At 58.7% G+C, this 19579-nt stretch carries 16 protein-coding genes; 3 read left to right on the top strand and 13 right to left on the bottom strand.

Annotated features, from left to right (window positions below):
• Positions 1-6: 6 nt before the first annotated feature.
• Complete coding sequence (locus WC392_06030; protein ID MFA5241923.1) at positions 7-1983, top strand: monovalent cation:proton antiporter-2 (CPA2) family protein; 1977 nt, start codon at positions 7-9, stop codon at positions 1981-1983.
• A 59-nt stretch (positions 1984-2042) separates the two neighbouring features.
• Here the strand turns inward: WC392_06030 and WC392_06035 are convergent, their stop codons facing one another.
• Positions 2043-2960 carry a prepilin-type N-terminal cleavage/methylation domain-containing protein gene (locus tag WC392_06035; GenBank protein MFA5241924.1) on the bottom strand — a complete coding sequence of 306 codons (918 nt, stop codon included), beginning with the start codon at positions 2958-2960 and terminating at the stop codon, positions 2043-2045.
• Positions 2961-2992: 32 nt separating this feature from the next.
• On the opposite strand from WC392_06035, the gene WC392_06040 reads away from it, so the two are divergent.
• Positions 2993-4708 carry a sensor histidine kinase gene (locus WC392_06040; protein MFA5241925.1) on the top strand — a complete coding sequence of 572 codons (1716 nt, stop codon included), beginning with the start codon at positions 2993-2995 and terminating at the stop codon, positions 4706-4708.
• A 151-nt stretch (positions 4709-4859) separates the two neighbouring features.
• Here WC392_06040 and WC392_06045 read toward each other — a convergent pair whose 3' ends face one another.
• From WC392_06045 to moaC, 10 genes are all read right to left on the bottom strand, one after another.
• The gene (locus WC392_06045; GenBank protein ID MFA5241926.1) at positions 4860-7928 is read right to left on the bottom strand and encodes an efflux RND transporter permease subunit; all 3069 of its coding nucleotides are present in this window, start codon (positions 7926-7928) and stop codon (positions 4860-4862) included.
• Positions 7925-8992, bottom strand: coding sequence for an efflux RND transporter periplasmic adaptor subunit (locus WC392_06050; GenBank protein MFA5241927.1), 1068 nt, complete (start codon positions 8990-8992; stop codon positions 7925-7927). The genes WC392_06045 and WC392_06050 overlap by 4 nt, the downstream gene beginning before the upstream one ends.
• 187 nt (positions 8993-9179) lie before the next feature.
• Positions 9180-9692 carry a DsrE/DsrF/DrsH-like family protein gene (locus tag WC392_06055; GenBank protein MFA5241928.1) on the bottom strand — a complete coding sequence of 171 codons (513 nt, stop codon included), beginning with the start codon at positions 9690-9692 and terminating at the stop codon, positions 9180-9182.
• Positions 9693-9769: 77 nt separating this feature from the next.
• On the bottom strand, positions 9770-9997 hold the full coding sequence (locus WC392_06060) for a sulfurtransferase TusA family protein (protein MFA5241929.1): 228 nt from the start codon (positions 9995-9997) through the stop codon (positions 9770-9772).
• 80 nt (positions 9998-10077) lie between these two features.
• Positions 10078-10401 (bottom strand): rhodanese-like domain-containing protein, encoded by a 324-nt coding sequence (locus WC392_06065; protein MFA5241930.1) that lies wholly within the window; start codon positions 10399-10401, stop codon positions 10078-10080.
• A gap of 101 nt (positions 10402-10502) precedes the next feature.
• Positions 10503-11483, bottom strand: coding sequence for a DmsC/YnfH family molybdoenzyme membrane anchor subunit (locus WC392_06070; protein ID MFA5241931.1), 981 nt, complete (start codon positions 11481-11483; stop codon positions 10503-10505).
• Between the two features lie 174 nt (positions 11484-11657).
• A complete protein-coding gene (locus WC392_06075; GenBank protein MFA5241932.1) occupies positions 11658-12389 on the bottom strand; it encodes a 4Fe-4S dicluster domain-containing protein in 732 nt (243 codons plus the stop codon).
• The gene (locus WC392_06080) at positions 12386-15277 is read right to left on the bottom strand and encodes a molybdopterin oxidoreductase family protein (GenBank protein MFA5241933.1); all 2892 of its coding nucleotides are present in this window, start codon (positions 15275-15277) and stop codon (positions 12386-12388) included. Before WC392_06080 ends, WC392_06075 begins: the two co-directional genes overlap by 4 nt.
• A gap of 352 nt (positions 15278-15629) precedes the next feature.
• Complete coding sequence (locus WC392_06085) at positions 15630-16031, bottom strand: hypothetical protein (protein ID MFA5241934.1); 402 nt, start codon at positions 16029-16031, stop codon at positions 15630-15632.
• Between the two features lie 87 nt (positions 16032-16118).
• Positions 16119-16601 carry a cyclic pyranopterin monophosphate synthase MoaC gene (gene moaC / locus WC392_06090; GenBank protein ID MFA5241935.1) on the bottom strand — a complete coding sequence of 161 codons (483 nt, stop codon included), beginning with the start codon at positions 16599-16601 and terminating at the stop codon, positions 16119-16121.
• 53 nt (positions 16602-16654) lie between these two features.
• Between moaC and WC392_06095 the strand changes: the two genes are divergently transcribed.
• Positions 16655-18085 (top strand): M48 family metalloprotease, encoded by a 1431-nt coding sequence (locus tag WC392_06095; GenBank protein MFA5241936.1) that lies wholly within the window; start codon positions 16655-16657, stop codon positions 18083-18085.
• Here the strand turns inward: WC392_06095 and coaE are convergent.
• Positions 18076-18690, bottom strand: coding sequence for a dephospho-CoA kinase (gene coaE, locus WC392_06100; GenBank protein ID MFA5241937.1), 615 nt, complete (start codon positions 18688-18690; stop codon positions 18076-18078). The genes WC392_06095 and coaE overlap by 10 nt on opposite strands.
• Positions 18680-19558 (bottom strand): A24 family peptidase, encoded by an 879-nt coding sequence (locus WC392_06105; protein ID MFA5241938.1) that lies wholly within the window; start codon positions 19556-19558, stop codon positions 18680-18682. The genes coaE and WC392_06105 overlap by 11 nt, the downstream gene beginning before the upstream one ends.
• Positions 19559-19579: the final 21 nt, after the last annotated feature.

The raw sequence follows: 19579 nt of genomic DNA on the forward strand, positions 1-19579 counted from the left end.
AGTTTCATGCCGCATGACGCTCCAAACACCCTTCAGGCCGTGCTGGTACTGCTCGGCGCTGCCGTCTTTGCGGTAGCCCTGTTCCGCAGCCTGCGCCTCCCTCCCCTGCTGGCTTACCTGCTGGTGGGCATGGTGGCCGGCCCTCATGCTCTGGGCTGGATTTCCGATACGGAAGAAACCCGCTATCTGGCCGAATTCGGCGTGGTGTTCCTGATGTTCAGCATTGGGCTCGAATTCAGCCTGCCACAACTGAAAGCCATGCGCGGCGTGGTGTTCGGCCTGGGTGGCGCACAGGTGATGGTGACCCTGGGTTTGGTGGTGGCAGCAGCCATGCTGCTCGGGCTTTCCTGGCAGGCGGGCGTGGCGCTGGGAGGTGTGCTGGCCTTGTCATCCACGGCCATCGTCAGCAAGATGATGGCCGAGCGGCTAGAGCTTCAGTCACGTCATGGGCGGCTGGTGATCGGCGTGTTGCTGTTTCAGGATCTGGCGGTGGTGCCCCTGATGATTCTGATTCCGGCCTTGGCTGCCAGCGGCGGAGATCTGACTGAAGCAGTCGGAGCCGCTTTTCTCAAGGCACTGGCGCTGCTGATCGGTTTGCTCTATTTCGGGCAACGTCTGATGCGCCGCTGGTTTCACTGGGTGGCGCGGCGCAAGTCGCCCGAATTGTTCATGCTCAATGTGTTGCTGGTGACGCTCGGGCTGGCTTATCTGACCGGTCTGGCCGGGCTTTCTCTCGCGCTGGGGGCGTTTCTGGCGGGAATGCTGATTTCCGAAACGGAATACCGCTACCAGGTGGAAGCAGATATCCAGCCTTTCCGCGATGTCTTGCTGGGGCTGTTCTTCGTCACTGTCGGGATGTTGCTGGATATGACGGTTGTCGCGGTGAATCTGGGCTGGGTGGTGCTTTCACTATTGATTCTGGTCGTGGGTAAAGGGGCGATCGTCACCCTGCTAAGCCGCCTCTTTGGTCACGACACCAGTGTGTCGCTCAGGACCGGGCTGTTCCTGGCCCAGGCGGGAGAATTCGGTTTTGTCCTGATGGCCCTCGCCAATGGGGGGGGGCTGGTGCCTCCGCAAGTCGCACAGATTATCCTGGCGGCGATGCTGCTTTCCATGGTTGTAGCGCCTTTTCTTCTGCAACACAGCGCCGCGATCGTGACACGCCTGTGCCGCAACGACTGGAATTACCGCGCACTGGAACTGCATGAAATCGTGGTCAAAAGCGCGGGCAAGGAAGGGCATGTGATCGTCTGCGGTTATGGGCGCAGCGGGCAGAATCTTTCTCGCTTCCTCGAGCTGGAAGAAATTCCCTTCTTTGCCCTGGATCTTGACCCGCAGCGCGTGCGCGCGGCCGCCGCCGCAGGCGAGAATGTGGTTTATGGGGATGCCAGCCGGCGCGAGGTGCTGATGGCTGCGGGTTTGCAGCGCGCGCGCGCGGTGGTGATTTCCTACGCCGACACGGCTTCCGCTCTCAAGGTGCTGCACCAGGTGCACGAGTTGCGCCCGGACTTGCCCGTTGTGGTGCGCACCCTGGACGATTCCGATCTGGAACGGCTGCAACAGGCCGGTGCGGCGGAAGTGGTGCCTGAAGTGCTGGAGGGCTCGCTGATGCTGGCTTCCCATGCCCTGATGCTGCTTGGCGTGCCGCTCTCCCACGTGCTGCGGCGTATCCGTGAAGTGCGCGAGCAGCGCTATGGCCTGTTTCGCGGTGTTTTCCGCAGCGATGCCGAGGGCAGCCTGGAAGAGCACGAGCAACCCCGCCTCTCCTCGGTATCGTTGGGTGACCACGCTGTTTCTATCGGCAAGACGCTGGCTGAACTGGGGCTGGGCAGCCTGCTGGTGGAAGTGACGGCAATCCGCAGAAGGGGTATCCGGGGCGTGGAGCCTTCACCGGAAATGAAGCTGATGGCCGGGGATGTGGTGGTGCTGCTGGGTGGGGCGGAAAATCTGGCGCTGGCTGAAGCGAGGCTGCTACAGGGGTGAGGGACGAAAAAAAGCCCGTCTTGCGCGCGGGCTTTGAAGTAGGAAAAAAATTGATATTTTTAGAAGATGCTTGCGCCACCGCAGTTAGTGGATTCTGTGGAAATATCCCATTGCGCCGGGGTTGTGCCGCTGGCGGCAACAATACACTTAGCAGTACCAGTGACCGTTGGAGCTGTTCCTCCTGATACGACATAGTCCGAGAACTGGAATGCGCCGGAATAGGGTAGTCCGTCATCGATTTTACGGTCCACCTCGGCCAGAATGCTCACTGGCACCTGGTTGCCGGTCTTCAAGTTATGGCGTGCTGGATTTGTGGCGGTGGGGTCGCCATAGTTAGCGTCATAACGCAGTTGTAGATAGCCGGAGTAAGGGTTTTTCGGAGTGTTGCTGTCAGCTACGGTTGCAGAATAAATATAGCTTCCGTTGATGAAGCCAGCTTTGCTGAGGTGTTCCCAGACCAGGATGTATTCCGCATTTGTGCCATTGGTGAGTTCAATTTGGCCGTCACCATCTCCTGCTTTGGTGACATCCTTGATGTTGCCAATGGCAGCCGAGTAATCCCCCGGTAGCGCGCGGTAGCGATCCAGGAAGCCAAAATAGGCTGCCTTGATGCCATCCTGCTGGGAAATCATGTTTCTAACCCGTGCGCTGGTGATCAGTTCCTGGCCTTTGAGCACGCCGCCCAGCAGCAGGCCGATAATGACCAGCACGATGGCGATCTCGATCAATGTGAAACCGCTTTGTTGAGTTTTCATTTTTATGTTCCTGACTTGACTGGTTACCTTGTGCTGTTGATTAGGCATTTTCCGTGCCAGCAAGAATGGCGGCTGGCGGGGCGATTCTGGCAGGAAAAATGAAGTGATGTGTTGAATGTTCAACGCCTGTGTTGATGGATCGTCAGTTCGCTGATTGCCGTCATTCTTGTGCCGGGCAGGCCGGGTGTTAGAATTGGCGCCAGCTTGTTCTGATGCATCCAATCCGGTGCGTTATTCAAATTTTAGGGGCGCCCATGAACGGTATTGTTTCCATTATGGCACGGCGCGTGGGCAGTGAGCGTCCGCACTGGCTGCTGGCGGGCATGTTGCTGTCCCTGCATTTTGCGCTTGCCTGGGGAGTGGATGCGTGGTGGTCGAGCGCTGCCCTGCTGGTGCATCTTGGCCTGTTTCTGCTGTGGCAGCCGGTATGGCGCAGCGAAAACCGGCTTTCCCTGGGCCATGTGGTGCTGGTCCTGCTGGGAGGGGGCGCGCTGATCGTGTTCTGGCACAGCTGGTGGGCAGCCACGCTGTGGCTGGGCATCCTGGTCGGCCTGGCCGGTGGCGATGTGGCGGGCATGACAGAGCGCCGTCAGCGCTTTGGCCACCTGTTTGCCTTGCTGTATCTGTTGTCCATCCTGCTGTTATGGGTGGTGCCGCACCTGTTTGGCGAGGTCCGGGGCAACATGGCCCTGATCCTGATGACGCGTTATGGGCTTGTTGTGGTGCCGCTTCTGATCGCAATATCAGGGGCGCGGCAGAAAGCCCGGCCTTTTTATGCGGTTGATTTTTTCTATAGCCTGATGCTGTTCCTGCTGGTCGTGGTGCTGGTGCTGGGCAGCTTTGCAGTCAAGATGATCAGCCAGAGCAATTATCCCCTGGCCCTGGCGCAGGCCCTGATGGGGATCGCTGGCGTCCTGTTTGCCCTGGGCTGGCTGTGGAATCCGCATGGCAGTTTTTCCGGCGTTGGCCAGTTGATGTCGCGTTACCTCCTGGGCGTGGGGCTGCCTTTCGAACGCTGGCTGCGCAATCTTGCGGTCCTGGCGGAGCAGGAGAACGATGCGGCAAGCTTTCTGCGGCTGGCACTGGAAGATATTGCCGCTTTGCCCTGGGTGGCGGGCGGGCGCTGGCAGGCACCGGGTGGCGGGGGCAAGTTTGGCGAGGTTTCCAAGCACTCCGTGGACTTCACTTTCCATCAGGTGCATCTGGTGATTTATACACGCTGGGCTTTGAGTCCAGCCCTGGTGCTCCATATCAAGTTGTTGACACAGGTACTCGGGCATTTTTACGAGGCCAAGCAACGTGAACAGGAGCAGAAGTACAACGCCTACACCCAGGCAATTTATGAAACCGGGGCGCGCCTGACCCATGATGTGAAAAACCTGCTGCAATCACTCAAAACCCTGAGTGCGGCGGTGGTAGACAGTGATGCCGGGCAGGCGCAGGCCTTGCAGGCTTTGATGCAGCGTCAGTTGCCGCAGATCGTGCAACGCCTGCAACTGACGCTGGACAAGCTCAAGTCGCCCAGTGTGAATGCGGCTGAGGCTATCGAACGTGTTTCCGCGCAAGCCTGGTGGGAGGCTTTGCAGCAGCGCTATGCCGGGGAAAGGCTCGAATTTGCCGCCTATGGCATGAGCATGGCGGCGCATGTGCGCCTGCCAGGGGAGCTGTTTGATAGCGTGGCGGACAATCTGTTGCAGAATGCGCTTGAAAAACGCAAGGTGGAACGCGACCTGGCAATCCGGGTCGGATTTTCATGTGAGGGAGGCGGGTCTCTGACCGTGTGCGACGATGGCTCTGCCCTGGGCAATGAACTGGCGAATCGTGTTCTCACCACCCCTGTTCACTCCGACAATGGACTGGGCGTCGGCCTGTATCAGGCGGAGCGGCTGGCGCGCCAGGCAGGGTGCCGGCTTGCCATGACCAGCAATCAGGATGGCCGGGTGTGCTTTGAGTTGACCGGTTCGGCTTGAGTTGATAGAGGCATTTTAACCACGGAGATCACAGAGGACACGGAGAAACCGATATCGGGTTTTTGATGTCTTCGGGAATAACGGATTAAGGTGTGTCCATTGTTTTTACTCCGTGCCCTCTGTGATCTCCGTGGTTAATGGTTTTTTCTAGTCAATTCTCCGCTTGCGGATGCCGTGTACGCCAGCGCTCCAGCCCGCCTTCAACCAGGGAATAGACCGCCGGAACCACTACCAGGGTGAGCAGCGTGGAGGTGATCATGCCGCCGATCACCGCTACGGCCAGCGGGCCATTGGTTTCCGAGCCTGCTCCCAGGCCTAGTGCCGCCGGTAGCAGCGCCAGGATCACCGTCAGCGAGGTCATCAGCACCGGTCTCATCCGGATCGGGCAGGCGTTGGAGAGCGCCTCGTCTATGCCTTTCCCTTCCTTGCGCCGCTGGTTGGTGAGATCCACCAGCAGGATCGAGTTTTTCGCCACCAGACCGATCAGCAGCACCAGTCCGATCATCGAGTAGATGTTGAGGGTGTGGTTGAACAGCCACAAGGCCATCACCCCGCCGATGATCGCCAGCGGCTGTGCCACCATGATGATGAAGGGCTGGATGAAGGAGTTGAACTGGCTCGCCAGCACCATGTAGAGCAGGACCATTGCCAAAGAGAAAGCGAAGATCATGTACTGCACGGTCTTGGCGAATTCTTCCGCCTGGCCGATCATTTTCACGCTATAGCCTATCGGCATGGTTTCCGCGGCGGCGGCCTTCACCCTGGTTACCGCATCGCCGAGCGGGATGGTGGGCGTGCCGTAGAAGGTAGCCGCATATTGCAGGTCGAAGCGCCCGATCACTGCCGGTCCAAGCGTCTGCTTCAAGCTCGCCACGGTGTCCAGGCGTACCAGCGACCCATCGCGCGAACGCAGGTAAACCTTGTTCAGATCGGAAGGCTGCCTGAATTCGCCGTCCCTGGCCTTGACCCGGATATCGTAGCGCTGGCCGTCGCCCGGCTCGTCGTTGAATTTGGCGATATCCACGCCGCCGGAGAGCATGTTGAGCGCCAGCGCCACGTCCTGGGTCGTCAGCCCGGCGGAAGCAATACGGGTGCGGTCAGGATCGAGAACGAGTTGCGGCAGATCGAGCTGCAAATCGAGGTCCATGCGCCCCAGGCCGGGATCGGCCGAAAGAGTTTGCTGCATGGCCTTGGCTAGACGCCCCACTTCGGCAAGATTGGGACCGTTGATCACGAACTGCAGGGGCTCTCCGCGCTGGCCGCCGACCATCGGGTAGGGCGCGGCGAAAGCGCGTGCGCCGGGGATTTGCGCCAGCTCCTTGCGGATCACGGGGATGACGTCCTGCTGCCTGATTTTACGTTCGCCGCGCGGCGCCATGCGCACCACCACCATTGCCTGATTGACCTGCCCTGCATTGCCGAGACCGATCAGGGCAAATTCGGTGACGATTTCCTTGTGGCGAATCAACAGCTCCTCGACCAGGCGTAAACGGCTGTCGGTGTATTCGATGCTGGAGCCGAGCGGGGTTCTCAGATTCACCATGAAGCGGCCTTCGTCCTCCTCGGGCACGAAAGTCTTGCCTACGTTGATGAAAAAGTAGCTGCTCGCCATCACGGTCGCCAGGGTCAATGCCACCACCTTCCAGCGGTGTTGCAACGCCTTGTCGAGCAGATAGCGGTAGAGCTTGTCCATGCCGTGAAAGAAACGGTCGAGGGTGTAATACAGGCGCCCGTGCTGTTTTTCCGCCTTGAGGTAGCGCGAGCACAGCATCGGCGTCAGCGTGAGCGACACAAGCAGGGAGACCAGCACGCCGAAGGTCACCACCACCGCGAAGGATTTGAAAAACTGGCCGATGATGCCGCCAAGGAAAATCACCGGCGCGAAAATCGATACCAGGGACAGCGTGGCGGCGATCACCGCGAACATCACTTCGTGGCTACCGTTGATGGCGGCGGTGACCGGGTCGGCGTCGATTTCCTCGCGGTGGCGGAAGATATTCTCTAAAACCACGATGGCGTCGTCCACTACCACGCCGATCAACAGCAGCAGGGCGAGCATGGTGAGCGAATTGAGGGTGTAGCCGAAAAAATAGATCACCGCCACCGCGCCCATCAGCGACACCGGGATGGCAGTGGCGATGATCAGGGTGGAGCGCATGCTGCGCAGGAACAGCCAGACGATCAGCGAGGCCAGCAGGGTGCCTTCGATCAGATGTTCCTTGAGGGAATTGACGATTTCCTGGATGAAGATTGCATCGTTGGAGACGACTTCCAGGGTCATGCCGGGCGGCAGTTGCGGGATGATCTCGCTTTCCAGGCGTTTTTTGATCGCCTCGACAATCGCCACGGTGTTGGTATTGGTGACCTTGACGATACCCAGGCCGATGGTGGTCTTGCCCATGAAACGCGCGAGCTGCCGGTAATCAGCCAGACCATCCTCGATTTCGGCGATATCTTTAAGGCGCACCGGCGCACCGTCGCGGTAGGCGACGATCATTTTTGCCAGATCGTCGAGGCGATGGAATTCCAGGTCGAGTTTGATCAGGTTTTCGGTTTTCTCGCTGACCAGAAAACCACCGGCGAGCTGGACGTGCTCGTTGGCAAAGGCGACGTTGATATCCTGGGCGGTGACCTTGAATGCGGACATTCTGGCCGGCAGCAGGTTGACCCGGATGGTGCGGTCGCGCCGCCCGCCCAGCCGCACCTCGCCCACGCCGTTGATGGTTTCCAGACGCTTCTTGATGGTGTTGATGGCGTACTGGTTGAGCTGCTGCTGGGTGCGGTCGCCGCGCAGCGCCAGCCACATGATCGGCATGGCGTTGGTCTCGACCTTGGCGACGACGGGTGGGTCGGCATCCTTGGGCAGGCGGCGCAGGATCTGGTTGACCTTGGCCTGCACCTCGTTGAAGGCGACATCGACTTTCTTGTCCAGGCTGAAGGTGATGTTGATCACCGACACGCCGGGAGAGGAGGAAGACTGGATGTGTTCGATGCCGGGCACGCTGTTGATCGACGTTTCGATCACGTTGGTGACGCTGGCGTCAACGATGTCGGGGTTGGCGCCTTTCAGCGTGGTGGAGATCGAGACAATGGGAAACTCGATCAGGGGAAAGCGATCCATGCCGATGCGCTGGTAGCTGATGTAGCCGAACAGCACCAGCACGGCCGACAGCATGAACGCCAGCACATGGCGCTTGATGGAAAGTTCGGGCAGGGTCATTTTCGTGCGCCTTTTGGGGCGTTCGTTTCTTTCACGCTGACCGCTGCCTGGTCAGTGAGGAAGCCTGCGCCGTCCATGGCTACCGTTTCGCCCTCCCCGAGCCCTTGCAGGATTTCCACCTGACCGTTCTGAGTGACCCCCGTGGTGACAATGTGCTGAACAGCCTTGCCATTGGCGATCACGTAGACCACCTTGCCGGCCGGGCGCAGCACCACGCTAATCTCCGGCACCACGATGGCCTGTTCATGTTCCTCGACGATGACAGCGCCGTTGACCGAGGCGCCGGGTTTCCAGCCGCCAGGGTTCCTTACTTCCACCACGGCATCGAAGGCCCGGTTGCTGCTCACTACCGTCTGCAGAATTTGTTCGATTTTTCCGCTTACGCCGGCGCCGGGTGCGGTGGGTGTGGAGAGTGTAACTGTCTGACCCACCTTGATGCGCGGCGCGGCACCTTCCGGGAAGGGCAGGCGGATGCGCAGATTTTCGCTGCTGGAAAGCTGGAATGCCGGTTTGCCCAGATCGATCCAGTCTCCGGCCGAGACAAAGCGGCTATCGACCTTGCCGTCCACCGGCGAGACGATGCGGGTACGTGACAAGTTCTTCGCGCCGCGGGTGTAGAGCTCGCGTGCCGCAACATCCTGTGCAGCGTGGCTTTCGAGAGCAGAAGGGGAGATGAAGCCTTTTTTTGCCAGTTCACGATAGCGTTCGGTCAGCTTGCCCTGGCTGACGGCCTGGGCTTCGAGCCGCTTGGCATCGGCGGAATAATCGGTGGGGTCAATCTCGGCCAGTACCTGGTTTTTCTTTACCTGATCACCGATGTCCACGTTCACCTTGATGATGCGGCCAGCCACTTCGGCCCCAACCTTTGGTGCGCTCGAACTGTCTGCTTCGCCGACCGACTGTTCCAGGATCTGCATGGTGCGGATCTGCGCCTGGGTGACAGTGATGACAGCCGCAGGCGGCCCCTTTTTTTGCTCCTCGGGCTTCTTGGCGCACCCTGGCAGAGCCAGTGTCGTGCACAGGCAGAATGCCGTAAGGTGCAAGAAGGAAGATGTTTTCATCATGGTTCCAGTGTAAAAATGCTTAAACCAATAAACCTCAGTTGAACAGGCTGGAGTGTGCGGTTCTGCGGGGGCGAATGAAATGGTCAGCGGGGGCATGTAAAGCGGCAGGACAGCCTGACGCCTGAGCTAATTGTAAGGGCGAAAAAAAACCGGCACAAGGCCGGTTTTTCTGGCGTGGCCGGTTCTTTTAGATGAACAGGCTGATGTCTGCTTCGCCGCCGTACTCAAAGTAGGTGGCCGCGCCGACATAATCGATCCCGTCGATGAAATCGCTATGCTTGAAACCGAACAGCTCTACCGTCATCTGGCAGGCCAGAAACTTGACTTCCGCTTCCTGGCACAGTTCACGCAGTTCTGCGATGGTCGCCACGCCATTGTTGGCGATGGTTTTTTTCATCAATGCAGTGGCAACGTCTTCATACCAGGGAATGGATGCCTGGATGATGTTCGGGATGTTCCAGTTGATATCCATGAACCATTTCGGCCCGAACGGCATCTTCATGGGCATGCCAGGGTTACCCAAGGGGCTGACCTTCAAGCAGGACAGATCTTTGCGCAGGCACTGCAGGCCGTAGAAAGTGAAGAAAATCGTTGCTTCGTAGCCGAGCGCCGCAGCAGTGGACGCCAGGATGAAGGGCGGATAGGCCCAGTCCAGCGTTCCCTTGGTGGCGATAATCGTTAGTTTCTTTTGATCATCCATTTCTTGATAGGCCCCTCGTGTTGGTTTTATGCGTTTTGGCGGACGCTTGTTTTTATTATTTTGGAATAGGTGCTGATTTATTTTTTCTTCATGAAGAAGGTGTATTCGCCGCCCGCTTCAGTGGAAGACATCAATTCGTTGCCGGTCTGCTTGGCAAATGCCTGGAAGTCTTTGACTGAACCCGGATCGGTGGACAGGATTTTCAGTACTTGACCGGAACCGATTTCGGCCAGTGCTTTCTTGGCGCGCAGAATCGGCAGGGGGCAGTTCAGGCCGCGAGCGTCCAGTTCTTTATCAGCGTTCATGTAGATCTCCTAAGCAGGTTAATTGTTGCCAACGAAAAAAGGGATTATTTAGAGTTTGTGAAATTATTGCAACCGAAAATTTATACCGGGCTGGACAGCATCTGGCCGGAACGCATCCAGGCCAGGATGCCGCCTTGCAGGTTCATCACGTTGCTGAAACCTTGTTGCGACATGAAGGCGGTCACTTGCCCCGAGCGTGCGCCGCTCTGGCAATAAAAAACGGTCGGTGTTTCCGCGCAAAACTCGTTGGCCTTGAGCGGGATGAGGTGCATGGGAATATGTTCGGCGCCTTCGATGCAGCCGCGTGCAACTTCACCTTCCGAGCGGACATCGATCAGCTTGATCTTGCCTTCCGACTTCAGTTTTTCGAGGCCGCTAATGTCGATTTCAGGGATGCCGAACATGATTTCTCCTTGCCTTGAATCTGGTTGAACTTTAGAAAGCGCTAATATACCAAATTTCGACCATTATGCAAGCCATTCAATTTATGGGATATATATTCCATTCAAGAGATTGCTTGATAGTACAAATTCTGCGGATGATTTGCCTGCGCAAAGAAAAACCAGCGTTCGGCGATCAGCCCCGCGTATTGAACGGCAAATGCCAGCAACAACATTCCGGCAGAGTTGACCGACAGGCCCCAGGCAAGAAATGCCAGCGGCAGTGCGAAGGTCAGGGCAATAAACAGCCATTTAACCGAGCGCAACAGGCTTTGCGATTTGCCATGGAAAAACTCGCGCGTATTGAATGATCCACCCATGAAGCCCTGCGATTTTTGCGCGATATTGGTGTGGCGTACGCCGATAGCGCTTTGCAGGGTGGATTTCGGCTTGAGCTTGTGGTTTCTCACCAGCGATGCCAGGCGCGAGAGCAGGGCGAGCAGCGTGATGATGAGCGCCCACTTGCCGTAAAAGCCGGTCAGTTCGGGCGCGGCGATTGCGGCGTAGCCGGTGGCCAGGGCGAAGCCGGAGGCGCCGCCAAGCAGGATGAAGTTGCTTACCGTGAGCGGGGTATGCCATTCCTGCAGGAAGCGCAGGCAGGCGTAGATCATGCCGGTGCTGACGAACAGCGCGAAGCACAGCAGCGTGCCAGCGGCGCCGAACAGCATGATGAGGTCAACTTGCAGGGTCTCGCCCAGGGTAAACAGTGGAATATTCCAGGCGAAATAATGTGCCGCGCCGTAAGCCAGCACGCAGGCCATGAATGCCGGCAGAACGAGCACTTCGCGCGACAGCCAGGAGGTGCGCCACTGGGCGGCGGCGCGCCAGGCGCGTTCGGGATGGCCGAGGTGGAAAAATGATGCGACCAGTCCCGCCACCAGAAATGCCAGCGCGAGCAGGCTGCCCACGGCGTAAAACTGATGGTCTCCCTGCGCGGAAAGTACATTGAAAAGGGCGTAAACCTGGCCGGTGTACAAGGCCAGGAATAATCCCTGGCCGACACCGATCAGGGTGGTGAGGAAAATTACGGAAAAGGCAGGATGCACGGTCTAAAACTCCATTTTTTCAATTATTCCAAAACGACTATTTAACCACGGGGCACACGGGGCACACGGGGAAGGCAAGAACTTGAGGCTTCAATTCATTTGCCCAAATGTGCCAGACAGAAATACATACATTCATTAATTTTCCCCGTGCCCCCCCGTGGTTAATTTGGTTTTTTACCACGAAGTCACATCGTCCAGCGAAGGCTCGCTCTTGTCTGGCTTGGGCAGCAGACGTTCCTTCTTGAGCGGATTGTCGGCGCGGACCAGTTCGTCGTCGTGGATGCGCAGCTGCGTCTTGCGCCGCGGCAGATAGTGGTTGGACGGCTTGGTTCCCCATTCCGGCATGAGCTGGTAGCCGCTGTTTTCGCGGATCGCCACCGACACCGCTGACTCCGGATCATGCACGTCGCCGAAGAGACGCGCGCTGGTCGGGCAGGCAAGCACGCAGGCGGGCTTGCGTTCCTTTTCCGGCAATCCCATGTCGTAGATGCGGTCCACGCACAAGGTGCATTTTTTCATCACCTTCTGCTTCTCGTCGATCTCGCGCACGCCGTACGGACATGCCCAGGAGCAATACTTGCAGCCGATGCACTTGTCGTAATCCACCAGCACGATGCCGTCTTCCTTGCGCTTGTAGGAAGCGCCGGTGGGGCACACCGGCACGCACGGCGGATCCTCGCAGTGCAGGCAGGATTTGGGGAAATGCACCGTTTCGGTATTGGGGAAGCTTCCAATTTCAAAGGTCTGTACCCGGTTGAAGAAAGTGCCGGTGGGTTCGGCGCCATAGGGGTTGAAATCGGACAGCGGCCCGGCCATGCCGGAGGTGTTCCATTCCTTGCAGTTGGTGACGCAGGCATGACAGCCAACGCACACGTTGAGGTCGATAACGAGGGCAAGCTGGCTCATTTCCAGTCTCCTTTCCCGGCAAAGAAGGCAAACCAGTCCGGCCTTTTTTGCGCCATTCCCGGCGCCGGCTTGAGCGGCTCGAATTGCGGCGAGGTTTGTTGCGGCTCTTCCGCGCCCGCCGGGTAAATGCGCACCCGCACGTCGAACCAGCCGGCCTGCCCGGTAATCGGGTCGGAGTTGGAAAGATGGGCGCCGGCGTCGTGGGCCGGCAACTCCTCGCTGATCAGGTGGTTGAGCAGGAAGCCTTTTTGCGACTCGTTGGCGTCCGCATCCAGCCCCCATGCCCCGGCGGCTTTGCCGATGGCGTTCCAGGTCCATACCGTGCCCGGTTCCACCGCCTCGGAGTAGCGGCACATGCAGCGCACCTTGCCGTGCATGGATTCGGCCCACATCCAGCCGCCGTCATTGATGCCTTGCGCGGCAGCGGTTTTCGGATTGACGAAGAGGTAATTGTGGGCATGAATCTGGCGCAGCCAGGCGTTCTGCGAGTCCCACGAGTGGTACATCGCCATTGGCCGCTGGGTGATGGCGTTGAGCGGGTACTTGTGGGTATCGGTGAGCTGGGATTCGAGCGTTTCGTAATAGAACGGCAGCGGATCGAAATAGGTTTCGATGCGTTTTTTCAGGTGTTGCGGCGGTTGACGCCCCTCCGTCCTGCCTTGGGCGGCAAGGCGGAATTTCTGCAGCACTTCCGAATAGATATGGATCGAGATTGGCTCGGCGTAGCGCGTGATGCGGTTACGCTGCGCCCATTCCAGGTAGCCCTGGTTCCAGTTGCGCATGTACTGGTAGGAACGCGGCAGTTCGTGGTGGAAGAAGCCGCCGTTCTGGGCGTACATTTCCCACTGGCGCGGATTGGGCTCGCCACGCATGTTTTTTTCGCCACCCTTGCCGCGCCAGCCGGCGAGGAAGCCGATGCCGGAGCCGGGCTCGGTTTCGTGGTTGACGATGAAGTCCGGGTAGTCGCGATACTTGCGGGAGCCATCTTTCTGGGTAAAGGCCGGCAGCTTCAGGCGCGCGCCCAGCTCGATCAGCACTTCCTGGAACGGCTTGCATTCGCCCTTGGGTGGCACGATCGGGATACGCACCGCGTCCACCGGGCCGTCAAACTCGGAAATCGGCCGGTCGAGGATGGACATCACGTCATGGCGCTCCAGGTAGGAGGTGTCCGGCAACACCAGGTCGGCGAAGGCGGTCGTTTCCGAGTGGAAGGCGTCGCACACCACCAGGAAGGGAATCTTGTACTCGCCGTCCTCGCGCTTGTCGTTGAGCATGTCGCGCACCGAGACGGTGTTCATGGTCGAATTCCACGCCATGTTGGACATGAAAATCAGCAGCGTGTCGATGGTGTAGGGGTCGCCACGCCAGGCATTGGTGATGACGTTGTGCATCAGGCCGTGCACCGCCAGCGGATGCTCCCAGGAAAATGCCTTGTCGATGCGCACCGGGGCGCCGTTTTCGTCCACGAACAGATCGTCCGGTTCGGCCGGCCAGCCCAGCGCCATGCCATCGAGCGGCGTATTCGGGCGCACGCCTTCCGGTCCCTTGGGGGTCTTGGCGCAGGGCGGGATGGGGCGCGGGAACGGCACTTTGTGGCGGAAGCCGCCGGGGCGGTCGATGGTGCCCAAGAGCGACATCAGGATGGCCAGCGAACGGATGGTCTGAAAGCCGTTGGAATGCGCTGCCATGCCTCGCATGGCGTGGAAGGCGACGGGATTGCCGGTGACGGTTTCGTGTTCCTTGCCCCAGGTGTCGGTCCAGGCGATGGGCAACTCGATGCGCTGGTCGCGCGCGGTGACGCCCATTTCGTGCGCCAGGCGGCGGATGGTGGCAGCGGGGATGCCGGTAATCCCTTCCGCCCATTCCGGGGTGTAGTCCTCGACCCGTTCCTGCAGCAACTGGAACGCGGGCTTGAGCAGCGTGCCATCCTTGAGCTTGAATTCGCCCAGCAAAAAGGGATCCGCACCGGGAGCATGAGTCACCACCGCCTTGTTGCTATTGCGATCCCACCACAGCTTGTTCTGCGGGTCGAAGCAGCCCTCTTCCTCGGGCACTTCGGTGCGCACGAACATGCCGAATTCGCTGCTGGCCTCGTCGAGATTCACCAGTTCCGCCGCGTTCGAATACTGCACCAAAAAATCGCGGTCGTACAAGCCCTGGCGAATGATTTCGTGGTTCAGCGCCAGCAGCAGCGCGCCGTCGGTGCCCGGCTTGATCGGCACCCATTCGTCGGCGATGGCCGAATAGCCTGTGCGCACCGGGTTGATCGAGATGAAGCGGCCGCCGTTGCGCTTGAATTTGGCCAAGGCGATTTTCATCGGGTTGGAATGGTGGTCCTCGGCGGTGCCGATCATCACGAACAGCTTGGCGCGGTCGAGGTCGGGGCCGCCGAACTCCCAGAACGAGCCGCCGATGGTGTAGATCATGCCGGCCGCCATGTTGACCGAGCAAAAGCCACCGTGGGCGGCATAGTTTGGGGTGCCGAACTGCTTGGCGAAGAGGCCGGTCAAGGCTTGCATCTGGTCGCGCCCGGTAAAGAGCGCGAATTGCTTCGGATCGGTAGCGCGGATATGCGCCAGCCGCTCTTCCAGCATGGCAAAGGCCTCATCCCAGGAAATCGCCTCGAACTCGCCCGCGCCACGCTCGCTGCCCGGCTTGCGGCGCAGCGGCTGGGTCAGGCGCGCGGGGGAATATTGCTTCATGATCCCGGATGAACCCTTGGCGCAGATCACGCCCTGGTTGAGCGGATGGTCGGGGTTGCCCTGGATGTAACGTATCTCGCCGTTTTTCAGTGTGACGCGGATACCGCAACGGCAGGCGCACATGTAACAGGTGGTGTTCTTGACTTCCTGCTTGTCGTGGTTCTCGAACTGCACTTGAGCGTTCATTAAGGGCCTTTAATCAGTAGGTTTTAGTGAGTCCAGAGCGGTTGGACTCATAGCTGCTACGGTGTTTAGACGGTAGTTTCGTCTATTAATAAAACAGGGTTTTCTAATGTACCAAAGCAAATTCATTCCCTTGCCGGTTACAGCTGCCGGGCGCAGTCTCTTCCATCATTTCAGGGAAACCAGGCGGGTTGAGTTTGATTATGCCTCCATGGCAGAGCCACGGGGTAGGCAGAAAGGGCATGGCACAGTCCTGCTAAGTCGTGAGAATTTATCAAGAAAACCAGTATATGCTCAACCGGATTTTTTTGATTAGTCAATAAATAGACCTGATCTAAATTGTCGGGTACTTGATTCAGCGTTGACACAAAGGGCCGTCAGACGGGTTTTCCACGCTGCGGGCAATGGCATTGACCAGTTCCTGTATTTCCTCGAGCGTAAAGGCAGCGAGCAGCCGGTTGGCCAGAGCGGGTTCAAGTTTTATCATGCAGGCGCTCCCATCGGAGAGCGTGACGCGAACGCCGGCAGCCTGATGGGTTGCCTTGCCATCGGCTGCATCTGTCCGGTCTGCCTGTTCCTCCATCAGCGCATCATAATAGGTATCCAGTTCATCGGAAACCATCTCGTTTATGTCTTCAGGCGTGGCAGCCAACAGCCCCATATCATCCGCGGGCAGAGTGCAGTCGACGCCATGCGAGCGTGCATAAGTGACAAAACGCTGGCGTAGTTCCTCATCAAAAAAAATGTATTCAAACATGGTGTCAGGGCCGTGAGTGGTGAGGAGTGTGCCCACAGGGGGCGTCACCGGTGGAAGAGGAGTAAAGCCGGGTCAGTGCCATGTGTTTTACGCTCCTGTACGGATCCAGTGGCCAGATTTTCCGCCCTGTTTTTCCAGTAGTTGGATGGCGCTTATCTGCATGCCGCGGTCAACGGCCTTGCACATGTCATAGATAGTCAGCAGACCGACGCTTACCGCGGTCAGTGCTTCCATTTCAACTCCGGTGCGGCCAAGCGTTTCAGCCGTCACCACGCATTCGATCGTGTGGTTGCCTTGGTCGATGTTGAATTCCGCGGCTACCCTGGTGAGTGCCAGCGGATGGCAGAGGGGGATCAGGTCTGCCGTGCGCTTTGAACCCTGGATCGCGGCGATGCGTGCGATGCCGAGGACGTCGCCTTTTTTTGCATTTCCGGCAAGGATGAGTTGTAGTGTTTCTGGTTGCATCTGAATTCGGCCGGAGGCGCGAGCGATGCGCCGGGTTTCGGTTTTGTCCCCTACATCCACCATGTGGGCCTGGCCTTGTGCATCGAAATGGGTGAATTGGCTCACCGTAGCTCCTTGTTGTATGTGAACTTATTAGCTGGAGCAGCTATCATAGCACCATGAAATTGATTTATTTACTGCTGTTTCTGATGTGTTTGCCGCCCCACGCACTGGCAAATGAATTGCCTGATCTGGGTGAATCTTCCCAGGCCGTATTTTCTTCGCGACAGGAACGCCGTATCGGTGAATCCATCATGACGGACATCCGTGGCAGCCGCGACCTGGTGAGCGATGCCGAGGTGACGGATTATCTCAATGCCTTGGGCGCGAGGCTGGTGGCCAACAGTCAGGAGTCAGCCGGTAGCTTTGAGTTTTTTGTTATTCGGGACAGCACCCTGAATGCTTTCGCGCTGCCCGGCGGGTTCATCGGTGTCCACACCGGCCTGATTTTATCCGCACAGAGCGAATCGGAGCTGGCCAGCGTGCTGGCGCATGAAATTTCCCATGTTACCCAGAGGCATCTGGCAAGGGTAATCGCGGGGACGCAGAAGAATACGCTGACTTCTCTTGCCGCATTGGCCATCGCCATTCTGGCGGCACGCTCCAATCCCCAGGTGGCGAATGCTGCTGTGGCGACCGCGCAGGCGACGGGTATCCAGAGCCAGCTTGATTACACGCGTGAACACGAGCGCGAGGCTGATCGCATTGGACTTCAGGTTCTGGGCGCATCCGGGTTCGACCCCCGAGCGATGGCTGATTTTTTTGGGCGCATGCAGAAGTATGGCCGCCTGTATGAAAATAATGCGCCGGTATATTTGCGCACCCATCCCCTCACCACCGAGCGTATCGCCGATGTGCAAAACCGGGTCGAGGCCCTGCCTTACCGCCAGGTGCCGGATAGTCAGGCCTTCCGGCTGGTGCGTGCCAAACTGGAGGCTGGAGAAGGTTCTCCCCAGAACGCGGTCAAGGGATTTGAGGCCGCGCTGGCAGAAAAAAAATACAGTAGCGAAGTGGCGCAGCGTTATGGCCTGGCCAGCGCGCTGCTGCGTAGCAAGGACTACAGCCGGGCAGAGCGGGAACTGGCGCTGGCGCGTAAGCTGGCAGATCATCCCATGTTCGAGGTGCTGGCGATGCAGGTCAAGCTTGCAACAAGGCAGCACGGGGCGGCTCTCGATATCTGTCGCAATGGTTTGAAGCGTTTCCCCAACCACCTTGCCCTGATCCAGGGCTGTGCTGAAACCATGCTGCAGACTGGTGCGGCTGCCGAGGCATTGGCTCTGCTGAATGGCGCCATGAAAAGCCGCGATAACGATGCGCGCCTATATATGCTCCAGGCTCAGGCCTATGCTGCCTTGGGTAAAATTGTGCCGCAACACCGCGCGCTGGCAGAGGCGTATGTCTTGCAGGGGAATCTGACTGAAGCGGTCATACAGTTGCAGATCGCCCTTAAAACCCGAGATGGGGATTTCTATCAGCTTTCAATGGCGGAGGCACGCCTGCGCCAGTTGCGTGAGCAGGAAAAGGAAATGCGCAAGCCGTCTCAGCCCTGAGAAGCGGCTAACTCCAGATAACGGAGATGCAGGCGCTTCACCTGCGGACTCAGTGCGGGCCGGGTGCCGTGATTGTCCACGATATCGTCAGCCTGGCGCAGCCGTTCCTGACGGCTGAGCTGATGAGCCATGATGGCGTGAACTTCAGCCTCATCCAGGCCATTGCGCGCCACGACCCGTTCCACCTGTTGTGCTTCGCCGCAGTCCACGACCAGTATCCGTTGGGCGATATCCCGATAGGCTCCGGTTTCCAGTAACAGCGGTACGGCAACCATGGCGTAAGGTGATTGCGTCAGTGCGAGCCGACGTTTGACTTCATCCCGGATCAGGGGGTGGAGAATGGCTTCCAGTTTTTCCTTCGCTTCGGGGGATGAAAAAATTAGATGGCGCAGGCGGGACCGGTCCAGTTCGCCATCAGGCAGCAGAAATTCCGCGCCAAACCCATATGCAATGGCAGCCAGAGCAGGCTCGCCCGCTGCCGTGAGCTGCCGGGCGATTTGGTCGGTGTCCACAATGGAAATTCCCTGTTCGGCAAACAGCTCCGCCACGGCGCTTTTGCCGCAGCCGATACCGCCGGTCAGTCCGATGACCAGCTTAGAGCGCAACGCCGAGATAGGCCTGCGTGATGGCCTGCCCCCAGAACAATGCAATCAGGCCGCCTCCAGCGAGGTAGGGCCCAAAAGGGATGGGGATCTGGCGGCCATGGCCGGCGAACAGGATGAGCGTGATGCCTACCGCCGCCCCTACCAGGGAGGACAACAGAATGGTGAGTGGCAGCACCTGCCAGCCCAGCCAGGCGCCGATGGCGGCCAGCAGCTTGAAATCCCCGAAGCCCATGCCTTCCTTGCCGGTGGTGAGCTTGAACAACCAGTAAACGCACCACAGAATGAGATAACCTGCCACAGCACCAAGCACGGCAGAGGGGAGACTGGTAAAGGTGCCGCCAATATTGACCAGCAGCCCAAGCCACAGCAGCGGCTGGGTAATGCTGTCGGGCAGCAGTTGAGTATCGAAATCGATAAAGGTCAATGCAATCAGTGCCCAGACGAATACCAGCGCAGTCAGCGCTGCGGCGCCAAAACCAAAATGCCAGGCGGCAAAGGCGCTAAGTACGCCTGTTAGCACTTCCACAACGGGATAGCGCGGGCTGATGCGGGTTTTGCACTGGGCGCAGCGGCCGCCGAGCGCCAGGTAGCTCAACACGGGAATATTTTCCAGCGCACGAATCTGATGCCCGCAGGCGGGGCAGGCGGAGCGCGGGACGACCAGGTTGTAGCGCGGGCTGCCTGGCGCTGGAGATACTTGTGCCGGGTCGACGTCGAGCGACGCACACTGCTCGCGCCACTCCTGTTCCATCATCCGGGGCAGTCGATGGATGACGACATTCAGGAAACTGCCCACCATCAGGCCCAGTAGCCCGCATAGAGCAACAAAGGCCACTGGAGTGGTTTGGAGAAGTTGCAGCAGTTCCATCGGGGGCGTTCCGGATTGGGT

It is taken from the genome of Sulfuricella sp., assembly GCA_041651995.1.
Lineage (GTDB): Bacteria > Pseudomonadota > Gammaproteobacteria > Burkholderiales > Sulfuricellaceae > Sulfurimicrobium.

Excerpts from the sequence above, each read along its gene's own strand:
- WC392_06030 (MFA5241923.1), top strand. The coding sequence starts at position 7 with ATGCCGCATGACGCTCCAAACACCCTTCAGGCCGTGCTGGTACTGCTC.
- WC392_06040 (MFA5241925.1), top strand. The coding sequence starts at position 2,993 with ATGAACGGTATTGTTTCCATTATGGCACGGCGCGTGGGCAGTGAGCGT.
- WC392_06045 (MFA5241926.1), bottom strand. The coding sequence starts at position 7,928 with ATGACCCTGCCCGAACTTTCCATCAAGCGCCATGTGCTGGCGTTCATG.
- WC392_06050 (MFA5241927.1), bottom strand. The coding sequence starts at position 8,992 with ATGATGAAAACATCTTCCTTCTTGCACCTTACGGCATTCTGCCTGTGC.
- WC392_06055 (MFA5241928.1), bottom strand. The coding sequence starts at position 9,692 with ATGGATGATCAAAAGAAACTAACGATTATCGCCACCAAGGGAACGCTG.
- WC392_06060 (MFA5241929.1), bottom strand. The coding sequence starts at position 9,997 with ATGAACGCTGATAAAGAACTGGACGCTCGCGGCCTGAACTGCCCCCTG.
- WC392_06065 (MFA5241930.1), bottom strand. The coding sequence starts at position 10,401 with ATGTTCGGCATCCCTGAAATCGACATTAGCGGCCTCGAAAAACTGAAG.
- WC392_06075 (MFA5241932.1), bottom strand. The coding sequence starts at position 12,389 with ATGAGCCAGCTTGCCCTCGTTATCGACCTCAACGTGTGCGTTGGCTGT.
- WC392_06080 (MFA5241933.1), bottom strand. The coding sequence starts at position 15,277 with ATGAACGCTCAAGTGCAGTTCGAGAACCACGACAAGCAGGAAGTCAAG.
- WC392_06085 (MFA5241934.1), bottom strand. The coding sequence starts at position 16,031 with ATGTTTGAATACATTTTTTTTGATGAGGAACTACGCCAGCGTTTTGTC.
- WC392_06095 (MFA5241936.1), top strand. The coding sequence starts at position 16,655 with ATGAAATTGATTTATTTACTGCTGTTTCTGATGTGTTTGCCGCCCCAC.
- WC392_06105 (MFA5241938.1), bottom strand. The coding sequence starts at position 19,558 with ATGGAACTGCTGCAACTTCTCCAAACCACTCCAGTGGCCTTTGTTGCT.